At 59.3% G+C, this 17,445-nt stretch carries 17 protein-coding genes; 4 read left to right on the forward strand and 13 right to left on the reverse strand.

What is annotated here, in order from left to right; all coding sequences use genetic code 11:
* Window position 1 precedes the first annotated feature (1 nt).
* Window positions 2-3,472, reverse strand: a complete 3,471-nt coding sequence (gene metH, locus MGMAQ_RS02495) for a methionine synthase (RefSeq protein WP_046020292.1) — start codon at window positions 3,470-3,472, stop codon at window positions 2-4.
* Window positions 3,473-3,690: 218 nt separating this feature from the next.
* Between metH and MGMAQ_RS20220 the strand changes: the two genes are divergently transcribed.
* Entirely contained in the window at window positions 3,691-5,085 is a 1,395-nt protein-coding gene (locus MGMAQ_RS20220) for a cytochrome b/b6 domain-containing protein (protein WP_158498754.1), read from the forward strand.
* A gap of 220 nt (window positions 5,086-5,305) precedes the next feature.
* On the opposite strand, the gene MGMAQ_RS02505 is transcribed toward MGMAQ_RS20220, so the two are convergent.
* The 4 genes from MGMAQ_RS02505 to MGMAQ_RS02520 all read right to left on the reverse strand — a co-directional run bounded on the left by MGMAQ_RS02505 (window position 5,306) and on the right by MGMAQ_RS02520 (window position 7,208).
* Complete coding sequence (locus MGMAQ_RS02505) at window positions 5,306-5,575, reverse strand: hypothetical protein (RefSeq protein ID WP_046020293.1); 270 nt, start codon at window positions 5,573-5,575, stop codon at window positions 5,306-5,308.
* A gap of 5 nt (window positions 5,576-5,580) precedes the next feature.
* Complete coding sequence (locus MGMAQ_RS02510) at window positions 5,581-5,931, reverse strand: hypothetical protein (RefSeq protein ID WP_046020294.1); 351 nt, start codon at window positions 5,929-5,931, stop codon at window positions 5,581-5,583.
* A gap of 319 nt (window positions 5,932-6,250) precedes the next feature.
* Window positions 6,251-6,529 carry a hypothetical protein gene (locus tag MGMAQ_RS02515; RefSeq protein WP_046020295.1) on the reverse strand — a complete coding sequence of 93 codons (279 nt, stop codon included), beginning with the start codon at window positions 6,527-6,529 and terminating at the stop codon, window positions 6,251-6,253.
* A gap of 409 nt (window positions 6,530-6,938) precedes the next feature.
* Window positions 6,939-7,208 (reverse strand): hypothetical protein, encoded by a 270-nt coding sequence (locus MGMAQ_RS02520; protein WP_046020296.1) that lies wholly within the window; start codon window positions 7,206-7,208, stop codon window positions 6,939-6,941.
* A gap of 343 nt (window positions 7,209-7,551) precedes the next feature.
* Here MGMAQ_RS02520 and MGMAQ_RS20225 point away from each other — a divergent pair.
* A protein-coding gene (locus MGMAQ_RS20225; RefSeq protein WP_148560766.1) for an IS5 family transposase occupies window positions 7,552-8,312 on the forward strand; the annotation gives its coding sequence in 2 pieces (ribosomal slippage) (window positions 7,552-7,872 and window positions 7,875-8,312; 759 coding nt in all).
* Here MGMAQ_RS20225 and MGMAQ_RS20615 read toward each other — a convergent pair.
* Entirely contained in the window at window positions 8,296-8,865 is a 570-nt protein-coding gene (locus MGMAQ_RS20615) for a tetratricopeptide repeat protein (protein WP_148560808.1), read from the reverse strand. The genes MGMAQ_RS20225 and MGMAQ_RS20615 overlap by 17 nt on opposite strands.
* 43 nt (window positions 8,866-8,908) lie before the next feature.
* Between MGMAQ_RS20615 and MGMAQ_RS02540 the strand changes: the two genes are divergently transcribed.
* Window positions 8,909-9,730, forward strand: a complete 822-nt coding sequence (locus tag MGMAQ_RS02540) for an IS5 family transposase (protein ID WP_046020182.1) — start codon at window positions 8,909-8,911, stop codon at window positions 9,728-9,730.
* A gap of 113 nt (window positions 9,731-9,843) precedes the next feature.
* Here MGMAQ_RS02540 and MGMAQ_RS02545 read toward each other — a convergent pair whose 3' ends face one another.
* The 7 genes from MGMAQ_RS02545 to MGMAQ_RS02575 form a co-directional block, all read right to left on the reverse strand.
* Entirely contained in the window at window positions 9,844-10,113 is a 270-nt protein-coding gene (locus MGMAQ_RS02545) for a hypothetical protein (protein WP_046020298.1), read from the reverse strand.
* A gap of 1 nt (window position 10,114) precedes the next feature.
* Window positions 10,115-11,713, reverse strand: coding sequence for a hypothetical protein (locus MGMAQ_RS20920; RefSeq protein WP_158498755.1), 1,599 nt, complete (start codon window positions 11,711-11,713; stop codon window positions 10,115-10,117).
* Between the two features lie 201 nt (window positions 11,714-11,914).
* Complete coding sequence (gene gatB / locus MGMAQ_RS02555; protein WP_046020300.1) at window positions 11,915-13,372, reverse strand: Asp-tRNA(Asn)/Glu-tRNA(Gln) amidotransferase subunit GatB; 1,458 nt, start codon at window positions 13,370-13,372, stop codon at window positions 11,915-11,917.
* Window positions 13,373-13,575: 203 nt separating this feature from the next.
* Window positions 13,576-13,863, reverse strand: a complete 288-nt coding sequence (locus MGMAQ_RS02560) for a GIY-YIG nuclease family protein (protein ID WP_046020301.1) — start codon at window positions 13,861-13,863, stop codon at window positions 13,576-13,578.
* A 384-nt stretch (window positions 13,864-14,247) separates the two neighbouring features.
* The gene (gene gatA / locus MGMAQ_RS02565) at window positions 14,248-15,714 is read right to left on the reverse strand and encodes an Asp-tRNA(Asn)/Glu-tRNA(Gln) amidotransferase subunit GatA (protein WP_046020302.1); all 1,467 of its coding nucleotides are present in this window, start codon (window positions 15,712-15,714) and stop codon (window positions 14,248-14,250) included.
* A complete protein-coding gene (gene gatC, locus MGMAQ_RS02570; protein WP_046020303.1) occupies window positions 15,711-16,001 on the reverse strand; it encodes an Asp-tRNA(Asn)/Glu-tRNA(Gln) amidotransferase subunit GatC in 291 nt (96 codons plus the stop codon). The genes gatA and gatC overlap by 4 nt, the downstream gene beginning before the upstream one ends.
* Before the next feature lie 74 nt (window positions 16,002-16,075).
* A complete protein-coding gene (locus MGMAQ_RS02575; protein ID WP_046020304.1) occupies window positions 16,076-16,873 on the reverse strand; it encodes an SH3 domain-containing protein in 798 nt (265 codons plus the stop codon).
* A gap of 101 nt (window positions 16,874-16,974) precedes the next feature.
* On the opposite strand from MGMAQ_RS02575, the gene ruvX reads away from it, so the two are divergent.
* Complete coding sequence (gene ruvX / locus MGMAQ_RS02580; protein WP_046022876.1) at window positions 16,975-17,439, forward strand: Holliday junction resolvase RuvX; 465 nt, start codon at window positions 16,975-16,977, stop codon at window positions 17,437-17,439.
* Window positions 17,440-17,445: the final 6 nt, after the last annotated feature.

Below are 17,445 nucleotides of genomic sequence, written 5' to 3' on the forward strand. Positions count from 1 at the left end.
CTCACACCACGAAATACCGCGCCTGCGGGTGATGCACCACCACCGCCGCCGTGGACTGTTCCGGATGCAGTTGCTCCTCGTCGGCCATTTCCAGGCCGATGCGGTCGGCGCCCAGGAGATCCAACAGCAACCGTTGCTGCGCCATGTCGGGGCAGGCGGGATAGCCGAAGGAATAGCGCGAGCCGCGATAGTCCTGTTTGAGGATGCGGGCCATGTCGCGGGAATCCTCGTGGCCGAAGCCCAGCTCTTCGCGAACGCGCTTGTGCAGGTATTCGGCCATGGCCTCGGCCATCTCCACCGACAGGCCATGCAGGTACAGGTAGTCCTGATAGCGGTTCTCGGCGAACCAGTCGCGGGCCACGTCGGAGGCCTTCTGGCCCATGGTGACGGCCTGTAGGGCGATCACGTCCCGGTCGTTGGACGAGCGGTCGCGGAAAAAATCGGCGACGCAGAGGCCGTCGGCGCGGTTCTGACGCGGAAAGGCGAAGCGGCCCACCTCGGTGGTACCGTCCTCGTCGAACAAGACCACGTCATTGCCTTCCGAAGCGCATTTCCAATAGCCGTAGGCCGCCTGGGCTTGCAGGATATTTTCCTGCTCGCAGATGTCGAGCATGCGGGTGAGAATGGGTGTCAGGTCAGTTTTGGCCCAGGCCTTCCATTCATTCAGGCTGCGGCCCGCCTTCTTGAATCCCCACTGGAACTGGTAGAGCATAGTCTCGCTCAGGAAAGGCACCAGCGCCTTGGGCTCCACCTTCTCGATGATCTTGGCGCCCCAGAACGGTGGGGTGGGGATCTCGGTATTGGCATGCAATTCCGACTTGCGGGTCTCGACCTGTTCCCAGTCCACCGGGCGCAGGGCCTGATCAGGCAGTTCCGGTGCACTTTCCTTGGATCCGCCTGCCGCCTGACGCTCGGCCAGATAGGCGTCGATCTCGCCCTCGGCGGTCTTGTTCATCAGGCTCAGCCCGTCAAAGGCATCGCGGGCATAGGCCACCCGGCCCGAGCCGAAGGATTTGACGCAATCACCTTCCACGTACTTGCGGGTCAGCGCGGCGCCGCCCAACAGGATGGGCATGTTGAGGCCCTGGCGGGTCATTTCTTCCAGGTTTTCGCGCATGATCACGGTGGATTTCACCAACAGGCCGGACATGCCCACCGCATCGGCCTTGTGTTCCTTGGCCGCGTCGATGATCGCCTGCACCGGCTGCTTGATGCCCAGATTGACTACGTTGAAGCCGTTGTTGGACAGGATGATATCCACCAGGTTCTTGCCGATGTCGTGCACGTCGCCCTTCACCGTCGCCAGCACCAAGGTGCCCTTGTGGCTGCCCTCGACCTTTTCCATATGCGGTTCCAGATGCGCCACGGCGGCCTTCATGGTCTCGGCGGATTGCAAGACGAAGGGCAGCTGCATCTGCCCCGACCCGAACAGCTCGCCCACCACCTTCATGCCATCAAGCAAAATGGTGTTGATGATGGTCAAGGGCGCATGGGTCTGCATGGCCTCGTCCAGGTCTTCTTCCAGACCTTGCTTGTCACCATCGACAATGCGCTCCTTTAGGCGTTCCTCCACGGTCTCCGGGCGTTGCTTTTCGCGGGCCTGGGCGGCGGTGCGGTCGGCGAAGGTGGCAATGATTTCCTGCAAGGGGTCATAGTCGTCGTGGCGACGGTCGAAGATCAGGTCTTCGGCCACCTTTACCTCGGCCTCGGCGATGGTATGCAGCGGGCGCAGCTTGCTCACATGGACAATGGCCGCCGTCATGCCCGCTTCCAGGGCATGGTGCAGGAACACCGAGTTGAGTACATGCCGCGCTGCCAGCTTGAGCCCGAAGGAGATGTTGGACAATCCCAGCACGATCTGACACTCGGGCAATTCCGAGCGGATGCGGCGGATGCCTTCCAGGGTTTCGATGGCCAGCTTGCGATCATCCTCGTTGCCGGTGCAGACGGTGAAGGTCAGCGGATCGAACAGCAGGTCCGAGGCAGGCAGGCCGTGCTGATTGACGGCGAAGTCATAAAGCCGGTGGGCGATGCGCAGTTTCTCGTCGGCGGTCTTGGCCATGCCCTCTTCGTCGATGGTCAGGGCGACCACGGCGGCGCCGTACTTGCGAGCCAGCTTGAGCCGCGCGGCGGCGGGTTCCTCGCCGTCTTCGAAGTTGATGGAATTGAGGATCGCCTTGCCGCCATAGAGCTTCAAGGCGGCCTCGATGACCGGCAGTTCGGTGGAATCGATGACCAGCGGCGCGGTGACCGAGCCGCGCATGCGCTCCACCAGATTGGTCATGTCAGACATTTCGTCGCGGCCGACGAAGGCGGCGCAGACGTCGATGGTATGGGAGGCCTCGCGCACCTGATCCCGAGCCATGGCAACGCAGGCATCCCAGTCCTCGGCCTCCTGGGCCTCGCGGAACTTCTTCGAGCCGTTGGCGTTGCAGCGCTCGCCGATGGACAGGAAGGCGTTCTCCTGGCGCAGGGAGACCTGCGAATAGAGCGAGGCCACTGAAGGCATCCAATGCACCGTGCGGCGCTTGGGTGTCGGGCGGATCGCGTCGGACCCGGCGCGGTAGCGCAGCATGGCGTCCAGGGCCTTGATATGGGGAATATTGGTACCACAGCAGCCGCCGACGATATTGACCCCGTCCTCCTCGACGAAGCGCTCGACCCACTTGGCCAGTTGCTCGCCGCCCAGGGGATAGACCGTCTGACCGTCCACCAGTTCCGGAAGCCCGGCATTGGGCTGCACGGAGATCAGTCCCGGCCAGTTTTCGGCCAGCCACTTGACGTGCTCGGCCATTTCCTGCGGTCCCGTGGCGCAGTTCAGTCCCATCAGGTCGACGCCCAACGAATGCACCACGGTGGTGGCGGCGGCGATGTCGGCGCCCACCAGCAAGGTGCCGGTGGTCTCCACGGTGACCTGTACGAAAATGGGGATCTGTTTGTCGCCGCGGGCGATCTTGGCGCCATTGACGGCGGCCTTGATCTGCAGCGGGTCCTGGCAGGTCTCGATGAGGATGGCGTCCACGCCGCCGGCCACCAGACCCTCGCATTGGACGATCAATCCGGCTTCCAACTCATCATAGCCGATATGGCCGAGGCTGGGCAATTTGGTGCCCGGGCCCACGTCGCCAAGCACGAAACGGTCGCGCCCGTCGGTGAATTCATCGGCCACCTCGCGGGCCAGCACGGCGGCCTCGCGGCTCAGGCCATAGGCCTCGTCCTGCAGGCCGAACTCTCCCAATGTAATGGGGGATGTGCCGAAGGTATTGGTGATGACCATGTCCGACCCGGCCTCGAAATAGCCGCGATGCACCAGCTTGACCACATCCGGCCGGGAGCGGGTCAGGATGTCGGTGCAGTTCTCGTGGCCCTGAAAGTCCTTGTCCACGTCCAGATCCAACGCCTGCACGCGCGAGCCCATGCCGCCGTCGCAAAGCAATACCCGGTCTTTGAGCACGTCAAGAATATGCGCCATGTCGTCCTTGCCATTCGAAATACTGAGGGTCTGTCAGGAGGGCGCACCCTATACAAAGAAGGGGATCGGCGCAAATGGGGAGTGGGGCAGGCCAATGCGGCGGTGCGTCTGGACCTCGGTTCAGTCAATCCCCATGTGACTCTCAAGGGAAGTCCGTCCTATTCGCGTTGAGGCCGCCTATGTCGTTTGTTCGATGGTTAGTCGCGTTTCTGGGTTTGATGGTTTTAGCCAGCGGCGTCGAGGGTGCCCAAGCCGAAGACGCCAACCCCAATGATCCCGCGTTGTTTATCCCGGCGCCCACTTCGGAGCAGAGTTTGTTGCAGGCCATTGGTCCCGGTCAAGGGCCGCGCCGAGCCCATTCGGACAAGGCCGACGTACACAAGGGGGTGTCGGGATATTCCCCGGCCCGGCGCTGTCTGAGCTGTCACGAGGGGCAGCAGAACAATCTGCATTACGCCCGCACCACCTTACGCTGCCGGGATTGTCATATCTCCGATCCCATCGCCGGAATCCGCAATCCCAAGGCCACCATGTTCGCCGAGCATCGGGCAGAGAAGGTCTGTGCCCGCTGTCACGAAGGCGCCGGGCCGGGCATGGCCAGCTATGTGATTCACGAACAGGCCCCTTGGTCGGCAGCCATCCAGGCGGACTTTCCGGCTCTGTATTGGTCCACCTTCGTGATGCTTTTGCTGGCCGGGACGGTGTTCTTGATCTTCTTGCCTTACACCGGAATCTGGGCGCTGCGAGAGATTGGCCATCGTTGGCGCCATCGCAGGGAGCCCAAAGCGGCCTCGGAATCGGTGCTGGTGGAGCGATTCAGCGCCCCGGAACGGATTTTCCATACCCTCTTGGTGGTCTGTTTCATGGCCTTGTCGGTGACCGGAGTGGCCTGGATGTATATCGAGACCGGACTGGGCGGGGCGCTGGCGACGCCGTTTGGTGGCTACGAGGGTACTATTTTCGTGCATCGGGCCTTCGGCGTGATCTTGATGGCCGCCTTTGCTCTGCATATCCTCTATCTGATCCGCTCGGTGCTGAGGAAAGGCAATCGGGAATTGACAGGTCCCGACAGTCTGGTCTGGACCTGGGCCGATTTCCGCGCCTTCCATGCCCACCTGAAATGGCTGGTGGGGCTGGGCGGACATCCGGTGTTCGACCGCTGGACCTGGTGGCAGAAGTTTGACTATTGGGCGGTCTGGTGGGGACTGGTGATCGTCGGGTCCACCGGAATTTTGCTGTTCGATCCGGTGCTCACCGCCGAATTCCTGCCCGGCTGGACCATGAACGTGGCGCGCTGGGTCCACAAAGTCGAGGCGGTGTTGGCAATGGGCCATATCTTCATCGTGCATTTTTTCATCGAGAGCTATCGCCCCAGTGCCTTCCCGCTCAATGACCATGTGTTCCACGGCGCAGCACGGCTGGAAGATCTGGAACGCGAGCATCCGGCCTGGATCGCCCGGCTGGAAGCCGATGGCAACCTCTCCGATCGCATGACCGCGCAGCCGCCAAAGTTAGTCCAAGCAGCCTTCTTCAGCTTCGGATTTTCCATGGTCCTTCTGGGTCTCGCCCTGCTGGCAGCCATGGCGGTCTATGCGGTGGATCTAAGCTTGTAGCCACCGGATTGCCCCGGCCGGTTTCTCCGGTTGCCCATGGGTCAGGCTGATTAATAATTAATATGATGTCCCCAAATAAAATGGGACCGCCCCAGTAAGACGACAGCTGGTTGGTGGTCTTCCCGGCGGGACCCTTTAAGGCACCGAGGATCTTGAGGGATAGGCCGAACAGCGGCCCAACCCGGGGCGGACAGCGATGTCCGCCCGTATGGGCAGCGGGTTAGCTGTGGCCGAAGGCAACCCTCAGGATGCGCGCGAACCAGGCCCAAGAGGGTTGCTCTGGATACTCGAATCCGTAGTTTTTGCACAGGCCCTCAAGCCCGTCGAGCACGCCTTCAATACCCCCAAGGTATTCGACGACTCCCTGTTCTTCCCAGAGCCCTTCACTATAACCGCGATTTAATAGAGCTACGAAGTCCGAAAGTTCGTCTGGCGTGGCTATGGTCTCTTCAAGTCTATCAAGCTTGTCGAAATAATCATCGTCGTCCATATCATTCATCTCCTTTTGACTTTGATAGTGATACCATCATCCCTGGTGGGCATCTTTCTCTGCTTTTTTAAGGCAATACGGACTTCTTGTTGTGTTGCCTTGCGGTACGGGATTGCCTTTCCCGCAATACGGTAAGCTACAACTCTACGATGGTCCAATGTGAAGGTTTGTCCGTTGATTTCGGCAATCCTCACCGGCGGTATATTCTGACCGTTTCGAATATCGTCGATGGTGTTCTCAAGGGGCTTTCGGTCCCTGGTATTGAACTCTCGCTTGATATCACTCTGCATGGTCCTCAACCGCAAGGGATCGATGGTTCCTTCATCGGGAAGCGCTTCGAATTCCTTGGCTGACAACGGATTCTCCGTCTTGGACACATGGGGCAGCTTGATATCCCTGGCGGTCTCGCGGATGGCCTCGCCTGCCTGGTTGAAGGCCCGGCCCGGGCGCCCAGGACGACCGATCCGGCAATGCCTTTCCGTTGCTCGTAAGGCGCACCGATGCGATGTTAATAAAAAAGATGTCCCTAAATAAAGGAAGACTGCCCCAGTAAGGCGACAGGTGGTTGGTGGTCTTCCCGGCGGGAACCTTTAGGGCGCCGAGGATCTTGAGGGATAGGCCCAACAGCGGCCCACCCCGGGGCGGGCAGCGATGTCCGCCCGTATGGGCAGCGGGTTAGCTGTGGCCGAAGGCAACCCTCAGGATGCGCGCGAACCAGGCCCAAGAGGGTTGCTCTGGATACTCATAGCCATAGTTCATGCATAGGCCTTCAAGGCCATTGAGCACTCCTTGAATGCCGCCAACATACTCGGAGGCATCTTGCTCTTCCCAGGCTCCAGCCAAATAGCCTTCCTCCAGAAAAGCGACAAACTCAGAGAGGTCCTCAGGTGACGACACCTTCTCTTCGAGCCTATGCAAAACTTCAAAATATGCTTCTTCGTCCATTTTACTCATCTCGCAATACTCCTCTTATTCTAATTTCCATTCCATTGTTCTTGGTTGTCAGTTTTTCGCTTTTCTTCAACGCAATATCGACCTCCTTTGCGGTTGCCTTCCGATATGGAATCGGCATTCCAGCGATACGGTATGCTACAACCCTACGATGGTCCAATGTGAAGGTTTGTCCGTTGATTTCGGCAATCCTCGACCGATTGGGCGATGCCTTTCCGTTGCTCATTAGGCGCACCGATGCAATGTTAATAAATAAGATGTCCCTAAATAAAAAGGGACCGCCCCAATAAGGCGACAGATGGTTGGTGGTCTTCCCGGCGGGACCCTTTAAGGCGCCGAGGATCCTGTGAGACAGGCCGAACAGCGGCCCACCCCGGGGCGGACAGCGATGTCCGCCCGTATGGGGCGTGGTTTAGCTATGAGCGAAGGCGACGCGCAGAATGCGCCCCATCCAGGCCCAGGTTGGCTGTTCGGGGTATTCGTAGCCGTAGTTTTTACACAGCCCTTCAAGGCCCTCTAGGACGCCTGATATGCCGCCAACGTATTCCGAGGCGTCCTGTTGTTCCCACATGCCAGCGAGATATCCTTCTTCCATAAACTGGACAAATTCCGAGAGATCATCGGGTGTGGAAATTTTTTCCTCTAGCTCATCAAACTTGGTGAAAAACTTGTCATCGTTCATCACTCTTTACTCCTCTAATTTTGAGTTCCGTGCCTTTATTTATTGTTGTCATTTTGCGTTGTTTTCGCAGGGTTTCCGAAAATTCTTTCGAGGTAGCCTTCCGATATGGAATTGGCATTCCAGCGATACGGTATGCTACAACCCTACGATGGTCCAATGTGAAGGTTTGTCCGTTGATTTCGGCAATCCTCGACCGATCCGGCAATGCCCTTCCGTTGCTCGTAAGGCCCACCAATGCAATGTTAATAAATGAGATGTCCCTAGGCTCAGGACCCATAAAAGGGATTCCCAATAGTCGGTGGACATGATTCCCTTCCCTGGAATTTTAGGGAGGGGAAAGCCGATGCAGAGCCATCATTTCTGGTTGTCCGACAAACAATTCGAACGCCTTCAACCGTTGCTGCCGAACAAAACAAGAGGCGTCCCGCGCGTCGATGACCGGCGGGTGATCAGCGGCATCATCCATGTTCTTCGCCACGGCTTGATGTGGCGTGACGCGCCCGTCGCCTATGGACCGCACAAGACCCTGTACAACCGCTTCGTCCGTTGGAGCGAGGCCGGAGTGTTCGACCGGATCTTCGCCACCCTGGCCGCCGAAAGCACGGCCACCCATACGGTGATGATCGACGCCACCCATCTCAAGGCCCACAGGACGGCGGCGAGCCTGCTCAAAAAGGGGCTGTTCCCCGCCGTATCGGGCGCACCAAGGGCGGCCTGAATTCGAAACTGCATGCCGCCTGCGATGCCGATGGAAAGCCCCTGATCCTGCTGCTGACCGAAGGACAAGTCAGCGACTATCGCGGCGCCGACACCATGCTCCCTGCATTCCCTGATGCCGACGACCTGATCGCCGACAGGGGATACGACAGCGACCGTTTCCGCCAGGCCCTGCTTGATCTCGGCATCGAGCCCTGCATTCCAGGTCGCTCGAACCGCAAAGAGGAAATCCTTTACGATAAAGCCCTCTACAAGCAGCGAAACTTGATCGAGCGCATGTTCGGTCGGCTCAAGGACTGGCGGCGTATCGCCACCCGCTACGACCGTTGCGCCCATACCTTCATGAGCGCAATCTGCATCGCCGCAACCGTCATCTTCTGGTTATGAGTCCTGAGCCTAAATAACAACGCAGCTGATCGATATTCGATACAGATGGAAGGAGGTGATCCATGCCGATCCGTTTGCGGGTGCCAAAAGGGTCCAATTGGACCCGACACGCGCTAAGGAACGAATTCAAAATCGAAAGCCTCTTCATAGGCCCATTGACGGCGCTTGCTGTCGAGCAACTGCTCCGAACCCTGGATCTCGTGTCGTGCACGTCCAGGCCATTTTTACGGGCACGCAACAACCATACAAGAGCTTTGTAAACCTGGATGGTGTCCTCACTCGATTGCAGATAAAGGATACCTAATTCCCGTTGGGCATTGGCGTGGTTTCTTTCCGCCGCCATGAGGAGGTATACGCCATGGGAGTTTTCATTCTTCGACAGGCCGTCTCCTGTCAGGTAGCGCTTTTCGAGGTTATAGAGCGCCTCGGGGTGGCCTTTCCGCGCTGCCAAGCGAAGCCAGCTGACGGCCCGATCCGGTGCGGGATACACGCCATTTCCAGTGTGCAGATCTCTAAGAGGCTGGCTGAAAAAGAGTTGAGTGGAATCAGTCACTTGTGATTCTATCGTTGTGACCAAACAATGAAGGAGACACAAGATGTGGACCGAGACCACTCGTCCCAAGTATGAGCGCAACAACAGCCGGTATGCAAGCGACCTGACACAAGAGGAATGGGAATGGATCGAGCCGCATTTACCCGAGGCGAACCGATTGGGTCGGCCACGCGAGACGGATTTGCGGGAGGTTGTCAATGCGTTGCTCTATATCGCGGCGAGTGGATGTCAGTGGCGACTGTTGCCGAAATGCTTTCCGCCCTATTCGACGGTACAGGGATATTTTTACGATTGGCGCGACGACGGTCGGTGGGCGACGATCAATCATCATCTTGTCATGGCGGCACGCGAGGCGATGGGCAGGGAGGCCTCCCCAAGTGCCGGAGTGATCGACAGCCAGAGCGTGAAAACCACGGAGAGCGGCGGCCCCCGGGGCTTTGACGCAGGCAAGAAGATCAAAGGCCGGAAGCGTCACATCGTCACCGATACCGAAGGCTTCATGGTTGCCGTCATGGTGCACGAGGCGGATATCCAGGATCGCGACGGTGCTCCCGGGATCCTCGCCTCCTTTCGCAGCCGCCTCCCTTGGCTACGCCATGTCTTCGCTGACGGAGGCTATGCTGGACAAAAGCTGCGCGGCGCGCTGGAAAAGATCGGACAATGGACCATTGAAGTGATCAAGCGCTCCGATGCGGCAAACGGTTTCGAGGTTCTACCCCGGCGCTGGGTCGTGGAGCGTACCTTCGCTTGGCTCGGTCGGTGTCGTAGACTGGCCAAGGATTTCGAGGCGACCATCGAAAGCGCCGTCGCTTGGATTACCATCGCCAGTATACGCCAGCTCACCCGGCGTCTAGCAAGAGATTGAACTCGAAAGCTTCTTTCTGAGTCCGACTCTAAGGCGCCGAGGATCCTGTGAGACAGGCCGAACAGTGGCCCACCCCGGGGCGAACAGCGATGTCCGCCCGTATGGGGCGTGGTTTAGCTATGGAAGAAGGCGGCATGAAGGATCCTCGCCATCCACGCCCAAGTTGGCTGCTCGGGATACTCCAATCCGTTGTTGGCGCAGAAACCCTCTAGGCCGTTGAGGATACCTTGGACGCCGCCGAGATAATCGTCAATGTCTTGTTTTTCCCATGCGCCAGCAAGATAACCTTCTTCAAGGAGGGCTACAAATTTCGAAAGATCTTCTGAGGACCTTACCTGTTCCTCCATAGAATCAAGGTATTGGGGGTATTTACTTGGCTGCATTTTATTTCACTCCTCTGATTCTAACGGCCATTCCACTGTTTCTAGATGTCAATTTCTTTTTGATTTCGTCTGATATTCCAGAATCAATAGCTGATACCTTCCGATATGGAATGGGCTGTCCTGCGATCCGATACGCGACAACTCGCCTATGATCCAAGGTATAGACCTTACGATCAATTTCAACGATTCGAACAGGCGGTGTATACTTACCATTGCGGATATCGTCGATGGTGTTTTCCAGGGGAACCTGTCCTCCTGTTTTGAATTGCCTTTTGATATCACTCTGCATGGTCCTCAACCGCAAGGGATCGATGGTTCCCTCATCGGGAAGCGCCTCGAATTCCTCGGCTGACAACGGATTCTTCGTCTTGGATACATGAGGCAGCTTGATATCCCTGGCGGTCTCGCGGATGGCTTCGCCTGCCTGGTTGAAGGCCCGGCCCGGGCGCCCAGGCAGGGCCATGCCGATGAGGCTTCCGGTCATGGTGCCCAGGCCTTGGGTGATCTTGCCGAAGTCGCCTTCGCGGATGCCATCTCTGGTGATCCGTGAGCCATCGACCATATCCTGGATATCGCCGCCGGGAGACAGGGTCTCGGCAGCACCCTGGGGGGTATCCAGGCCGATTGCTTCGGCGATGCCCTCCAGTTGCCCATAGGCCGGGCCGAGCACGCCCTTGGCTACCTTTTTGGCCTCCTTGACCAGGCTGGCCAGGGTCACGGGCTTATCCGCCTTGGCGGTCGGCGGCGGCGGCCGATAGCCGGGAGGACTGTCGGCAATGGGCGCCATGGGCGGCGACGGCGGGGACTGGGGTGGTGGGGACTGGGGTGGTGGGGACTGGGGTGGTGGGGGCTGGGGTGACGGGAACCGAGGTGCCTTTTTCGCCTGCTCCTTCGCCAACCGTTGGTCCTCTTCCCGGCGGGTTTCCGCGAAATGGAAAGACCGGGCCTGGGCCGACTGGCCACCGGAAAGGTCCACCTTGCCGGGATAGTGATGCTTCAGTGTATCGCCGACGTTCTTTTGGATGTCGCCATGCAGGGGGTGATTGGAGTCCCAATAGGCCTCGTGGTTGACGCCCTTGAGAATGTCTGTGGTGGAGCGTTTTTCGATGGGGCGAGTCTTGGTCTCTTGCCAGACCGCATCCGTGGTCGGACGGGAAGGATCCCAGGCGTAGTCCGATTCCCGGCCTAAAGTCTTTCGCGTCGGCGGCTCGGTTGTTCCGGTGGATTGTCGGCTGTCCGATTCCCGGTTGCGCTGTTGGATCTGCTCAAATTGCTTGTTGATCCAGTCACGGTTCTCGGCGCTGGTGCCTGTCTCCACCTCGAATCCCTGATCCAGCGCGGGCGTCGTGGTCTGTTCCAAGGGCTTGGGGGGCGGCTTGGACACAGCCGATTCCAACATGCGACCCAAGGGACGGTCGAGAGGGGCCTCGGTGATGGTCGATTTGGCCGGTTGAAAGGGCGCCAATCCCGCCAAATCCGCTTGGTTGGTAAAAGATGGGGTGGGTGACGGCGCAGGGGACGGAGGGGGCGGCAGCGACGCGCCGAGACTGCCTCCCTGTTGCGGCGAAGCAGACTCCGCCGGAGATGTGTAGCCTCCCATGGGAAAGCCTCCTAAAAGTTCATGAAATGTGCGAAGAACGATCACGCAGCAAGGCCCGAGCCCCCCAGGGGGTCAGGATGCATATGAAATGGCATGATTTATGGGTTGAGGGCGGACGCACGGCTGGTGGTCGTTGACTCGACCTTAAGGGGAACTAAGGTCTATAGTCAAGCATTAAAACACTTTAAAAGTAAATTTTCCTTATCCGCCCAGCTTGGCCTTGAGGATCTGGTTGACCATGCCCGGGTTGGCCTGTCCCTTGGACATTTTCATGATCTGGCCGACAAACCAGCCGGTGACCTTTTGGTTGCCGCCGCGGAACTGGTCGGCCTGTTCCGGGTTGGCGGCGATCACCTCATCGACCATGGCCTCCAGGGCGCCGGTATCGGAAACCTGTTTCAGGCCCTTTTCGTCGACGATCGTGCCGGGGGCCTTGCCGGTTTCCACCATGGCCTCGAATACATCCTTGGCGATGCGCCCGGAGATGGTGTTGTCGCCGATCAATCCGACCAACTCGCCCAGGTGTTGGGCCGAGACCGGGCTTTCGCCGATAGACAAGCCCTGCTTGTTGAGCACCGCGAACAGGTTGGTGACCACCCAGTTGGCGGCCATCTTGGCATCGCGCCCCTCGGCCACCTGTTCGTAATAGTCGGCGGTTTCCTTTTCCGCCACCAGCACCCCCGCGTCGTAGGGCGACAGGCCGAAATCGTCGATGAAACGCTGCTTCTTCTGGTCTGGCAGTTCAGGCAAACTGGCCTTGATCTCGGCGACAAAATCCTCGCCCAGCACCACCGGCAGCAGGTCCGGATCGGGGAAATAGCGGTAATCGTGGGCATGTTCCTTGGAGCGCATGGACTTGGTCTCGCCGGTGGTGGCATTGAACAGCCGGGTTTCCTGCACCGGTTCGCCGCCTTCTTCGTATAGCTCCACCTGACGCGCCGCCTCGAACTCGATGGCCGCCATGACGAACTTCACCGAATTGACGTTCTTGATCTCTGCCCGGGTGCGCAGGTCGGTTTCGCCCACCGGTCGCACCGAGATATTGACGTCGCAGCGCATGGACCCTTCTTCCATGTTGCCGTCGCAGGTGCCCAGGTAACGCAAAATGGACCGCAGCTTGCGCAGATAGGCGCCTGCTTCTTCGGGGCTGCGGATATCGGGCTTGGAGACGATCTCCATCAGGGTCACGCCGGAGCGGTTGAGATCGACGAAGGTCCGATTGGGGTCCTGGTCATGCAGGGATTTGCCTGCGTCTTGTTCCAGGTGTAGACGCTCAATGCCCACATCGCGGGTCTTGCCGTCTTCCAGATCAAGGACAATGGTGCCCTCGCCGACGATGGGATGCAGGTACTGGCTGATCTGATAGCCCTGCGGCAGATCCGCATAGAAGTAGTTTTTGCGCTCGAAGACGCTGGTCAGGTTGATTGCGGCCTGAAGCCCCAACCCGGTCCGCACCGCCTGGGCGACACTTTGCTTGTTGATCACCGGCAGCATGCCCGGCATGGCGGAATCAACCAGGGAGACCTGGCTATTAGGCGCCGAACCGAACGCCGTGGCGGCGCCGGAAAACAGCTTGGCCTCGGAAATCACCTGGGCATGGACTTCCAGCCCGATCACGATTTCCCAGTCTCCGGTCTGGCCTTCGATGATGTAGGTCATCTTGCTTCCTCTTGCGTCTTTCTGGCGGGTTCATCCTTCGACAAGCTCAGGATGAGGGTTTCTCAATAGCGCTTTCATCCTTCGACAGGCTCCGGATGAGGGTTTCTTAGCAGCGGCCTCATCCTGAGCTTGTCGAAGGACGAGGGTTTCTTACGAACAATGTTATAGGCCCTCACCCTGAGCCTGTCGAAGGGTGGGGGACGTCACGGTTCCTTCGATCTCGACAATGCGATCAATGCCTCAAAATCTCCTCTTGCCCAGGCCTCTTTTTTCGCCCGGCTCCAGCCTTTCAATCGGCGCTCCATGGCGATGGCATCGGTGATCTGCGGAAACTCTTCCGCCTTTACCAGTTCCACGGGGCGACGGGCCTTGGTAAAGGCGCCACCGATCCCATGGTTATGCTCGTTGATCCGTTCTTCCAGCCCCCTGCGCGTCGTTCCCACGTAGTATTTTCCATCGGCGCATCGCAAAAGATAGACGAAGGCTCCCATTGGACCCACCCTTGAACCGGCCTTCATCCTTCGACAAGCTCAGGATGAGGGTTTCTTCTTAATAGCGGCCCCACCCTTCGACAGGCTCAGGATGAGGGTTTCTTCTTAATAGCGACCTCATCCTTCGACAGGCTCAGGATGAGGGTTTCTTAAGAACAGTGTTATAGGCCCTCACCCTGAGCCTGTCGAAGGGTGGGGGACGTCACGGGTGATTAGGCCACAAGATTTTCGAGAGCCGTGATACCTTCTTTGACACGGTCAACAGGGATGAGAACCACATCATCGTCATCGGACCAATTAAAATCGTTCGCATCATCCTCACTGTTCGAGTTTTAGAACTCTGACCTCTTCCCGAGCCTGGCGAGGGGACCAAGGGTGGGACCGTCACGATCCAAGCAGGGTGAACCCCGCCGCCTCTTCCAGCACCCCGGCGGCGCGCAGCAAGGTGGTCTCGTCGAACGGTTTGCCGATCAATTGCAGACCCAAGGGCAAACCATCGCCGGACAGCCCGGCGGGCAACGACAGACCCGGCAGTCCGGCAAGGCTGGTGGGCACGGTAAAGACATCGTTGAGGTACATGGCGATGGGGTCGTCTTCCTTGTCGCCGATGGCAAAGGCCGCCGAGGGCGCCGTCGGGGTCAGCAGAAGATCGACCTGCTCGAAGGCGTCGGTAAAATCCTGGGCGATGCGCGTCCGGACCCGTTGGGCTTTCAGGTAGTAGGCATCGTAGTAGCCCGCCGACAGCACATAGGTGCCGATCATGATCCGCCGCTGCACTTCATGTCCGAAGCCTTCTCCGCGGGTGTTCTCGTACATCTCTTCGAGGCTATTGCCCGGGACCCGCAAACCGTAGCGCACGCCGTCATAGCGGGCCAGGTTGGACGAAGCCTCCGCCGGGGCGATGATATAATAGGTGGGCAGGGCGTATTTCGTATGCGGCAGGCTGACTTCGACTACCTCAGCCCCGGCGGCCTTCAGCCAGTCCGCGCCTTGTTCCCAAAGGGTCTTGATCTCGGCGGGCATGCCGTCGACCACGTATTCCTTGGGGATGCCCACGCGCAGGCCCCGGATATCCCCGGTCAGGGCCGTTTCGTAATCAGGGACCTCGATAGGGATCGACGTGGAATCCTTGGGATCGTGCGAGGCCATGCCGCCGAGCATGATCGCCGTGTCGCGCACCGTACGCGCCATGGGGCCGGCCTGATCCAAAGACGAGGCAAAAGCGATGATGCCCCAGCGGGAGCAGCGCCCATAGGTGGGTTTCAGGCCGACGATGCCGCAAAAGGCGGCAGGCTGGCGGATGGAGCCGCCGGTGTCGGTGCCCGTGGCTGCCGGGGCAAGGCGACCGGCCACGGCGGCGGCGGAGCCGCCCGACGAGCCGCCGGGAACCAGGTCCTTGCCGTCCTTGGGACCCCAGGGGTTTCTGACCGATCCATAATAAGAAGTGATATTGGCCGAGCCCATGGCGAATTCATCCAGGTTGGTCTTGCCCAGCATCACCGCTCCGGCCTCGCGCAGATTGGCGGTCACGGTGGATTCATAGGTCGGATGGAAACCATCCAGGATATGGGAGGCGGCGGTGCTCAAGACCCCTTCGGTGCAATAGAGATCCTTGGCCGCATAGGGGACGCCATCCAGGGCGCCCCGGATGTCCCCCGCCGCGCGACGGGCATCGGACTCGGCGGCGCGCTCTTGGGCCAGTTCCGGTGTCTCGGTGATGAAAGCATTGAGGTCCCGCCCGGCTTCCATGGCGCCGAGGCAGGCATCGGTCAATTCGACGCTAGTGAAGTCGCCCGAAGCCAGCCCGTCGCGGGCTTCGGCAATGGTCAGATCGGAGAGTTTGCCGCTCATTGGTCGACCACCTTGGGCACGGTATAGAAGTTCTCGACCCGGTCCGGCGCATTGGCCAGAACCCGATCCGGATAGCCACCGTCGGTGACCGCATCATCGCGCTGGGGCAGGGTCACATGGACCACGCTGGTCATGGGCTCGACCCCGTCCGTATCCACCTCGCCCAGTTGCTCGACCCAGTCGATCAGTTGCGACAGTTCACCAGCGAGACCGTCCAGGTCTTTCTCGGGCACTTTGATGCGTGCCAACCGGGCAATATTGCGGACCGTATCTTTATCCAAAGACATCTGTGGAAACCCTTTAAAAACCGACATTGGCGAGACGGCGCGCACCCTATCACCGGGCCGGAGCCCAAGCAAGGTCACGGGTTGCCATTCTCCGGCAGCAAGGACCAGACTTTTTCATTCCAGGCACTGGTCGCCAGTTCGATTGCCGCCACCAACGCCCGAGTCAGGTCCTCGGCGGGTATGGCTTTGAGGTCGGGTTCCCTCGCAAAAACCTCCGGCCCGATGGATTCGAAGATCACTTTGTCGTCGCGCCGGTTCCAGATGGTGGCGACGGACGGCGGTTCTTCGTCGCTATGGATGTCCAATATATCGACGCTGATCTGAAACAGAGGGTCCCGGGACAAATTATAAGGAGACTCGGTAAGAAACATGAATCCCTGGGTGCGGATCCGTTTGTCCCCTCGGCTGCAATGGAGAATCAGATCGTAATCGGCGGTCTGAATGGGCGCGCCTTCGACTTCCGTTCGGCCCTGGTAGTGGACTTCATAGAAACAGGCGCCCCCCCCAGCCGCCAGATCCCCGGTCAGCGGACTGGCAAGGCTGCCATCGATCACCGGCAGTACCAGCGTCTCGAATACGAAGCCCAGGTCTTTTCCATTCTGGCGAATGGCGTACCAGGTTCCATTTTTTTGTTTCACGTGACCCGGTGAACTGACCCGGTCCCCTTTGGTCATCTTGCCCAGCTTCTTACCTTTCAGGTTGGGCGCGGCGCGCAGGTTACCGGTCTGGGAAATGACGAACATGCCATCGCGGTGGGTGATTTCCTGCTCCATGAACACCACGGGAGCCGGGTCCTGGGCAAACGCCTGCAGGCTCCATAGGCATACCACGGCCAAAAGCACCGCCTGGCCAAATGAAATCATCCCCGTCATGGACTCGGTCTTCCCGTTTGCCACTGGGTCTATGATACGCAACCCGGTCGCGAGCCGGAACCCCCTGGCGAAAGCCTTTGCGAGCCTCTATGCTCCCGGCCATGATCCTTGAACAGATCCGCGATATCAAACAGCACCTGCCCACCGGGCGGCGGCTGATGGGTGTGGACCCGGGCACCAAGACCTTGGGTCTGGCTCTTTCCGATCTGACCCTGACCATCGCCACGCCGTTGATTACCCTCAAACGTACCAAGCTCAGCAAAGACGTGGTGGAACTGGAACGGTTGTTTCGGGAACACGAAGTGGGCGGCTTGGTGCTGGGGTTGCCGGTTAGTATGGATGGGACCGAAGGCCCCCGTTGCCAGTCGGTGCGGCATTTGGCCGATAGTCTGAATGAGCGATTCGACCTGCCCATCGGCTTTTGGGATGAACGCCTATCCACCGCCGCCGTGGAGCGTATTTTGGTCAACGAGGCGGACCTGACCCGCAAGAAACGGGCGAAAGTTGTGGACCGGGCGGCGGCGGCCTATATCCTGCAAGGGGTGCTGGACGCTCTCGCCTACTGAGGCTGG

The sequence above is a fragment of the Magnetospira sp. QH-2 genome (genome assembly GCF_000968135.1).
Taxonomy (GTDB): Bacteria; Pseudomonadota; Alphaproteobacteria; order Rhodospirillales; family Magnetospiraceae; genus Magnetospira.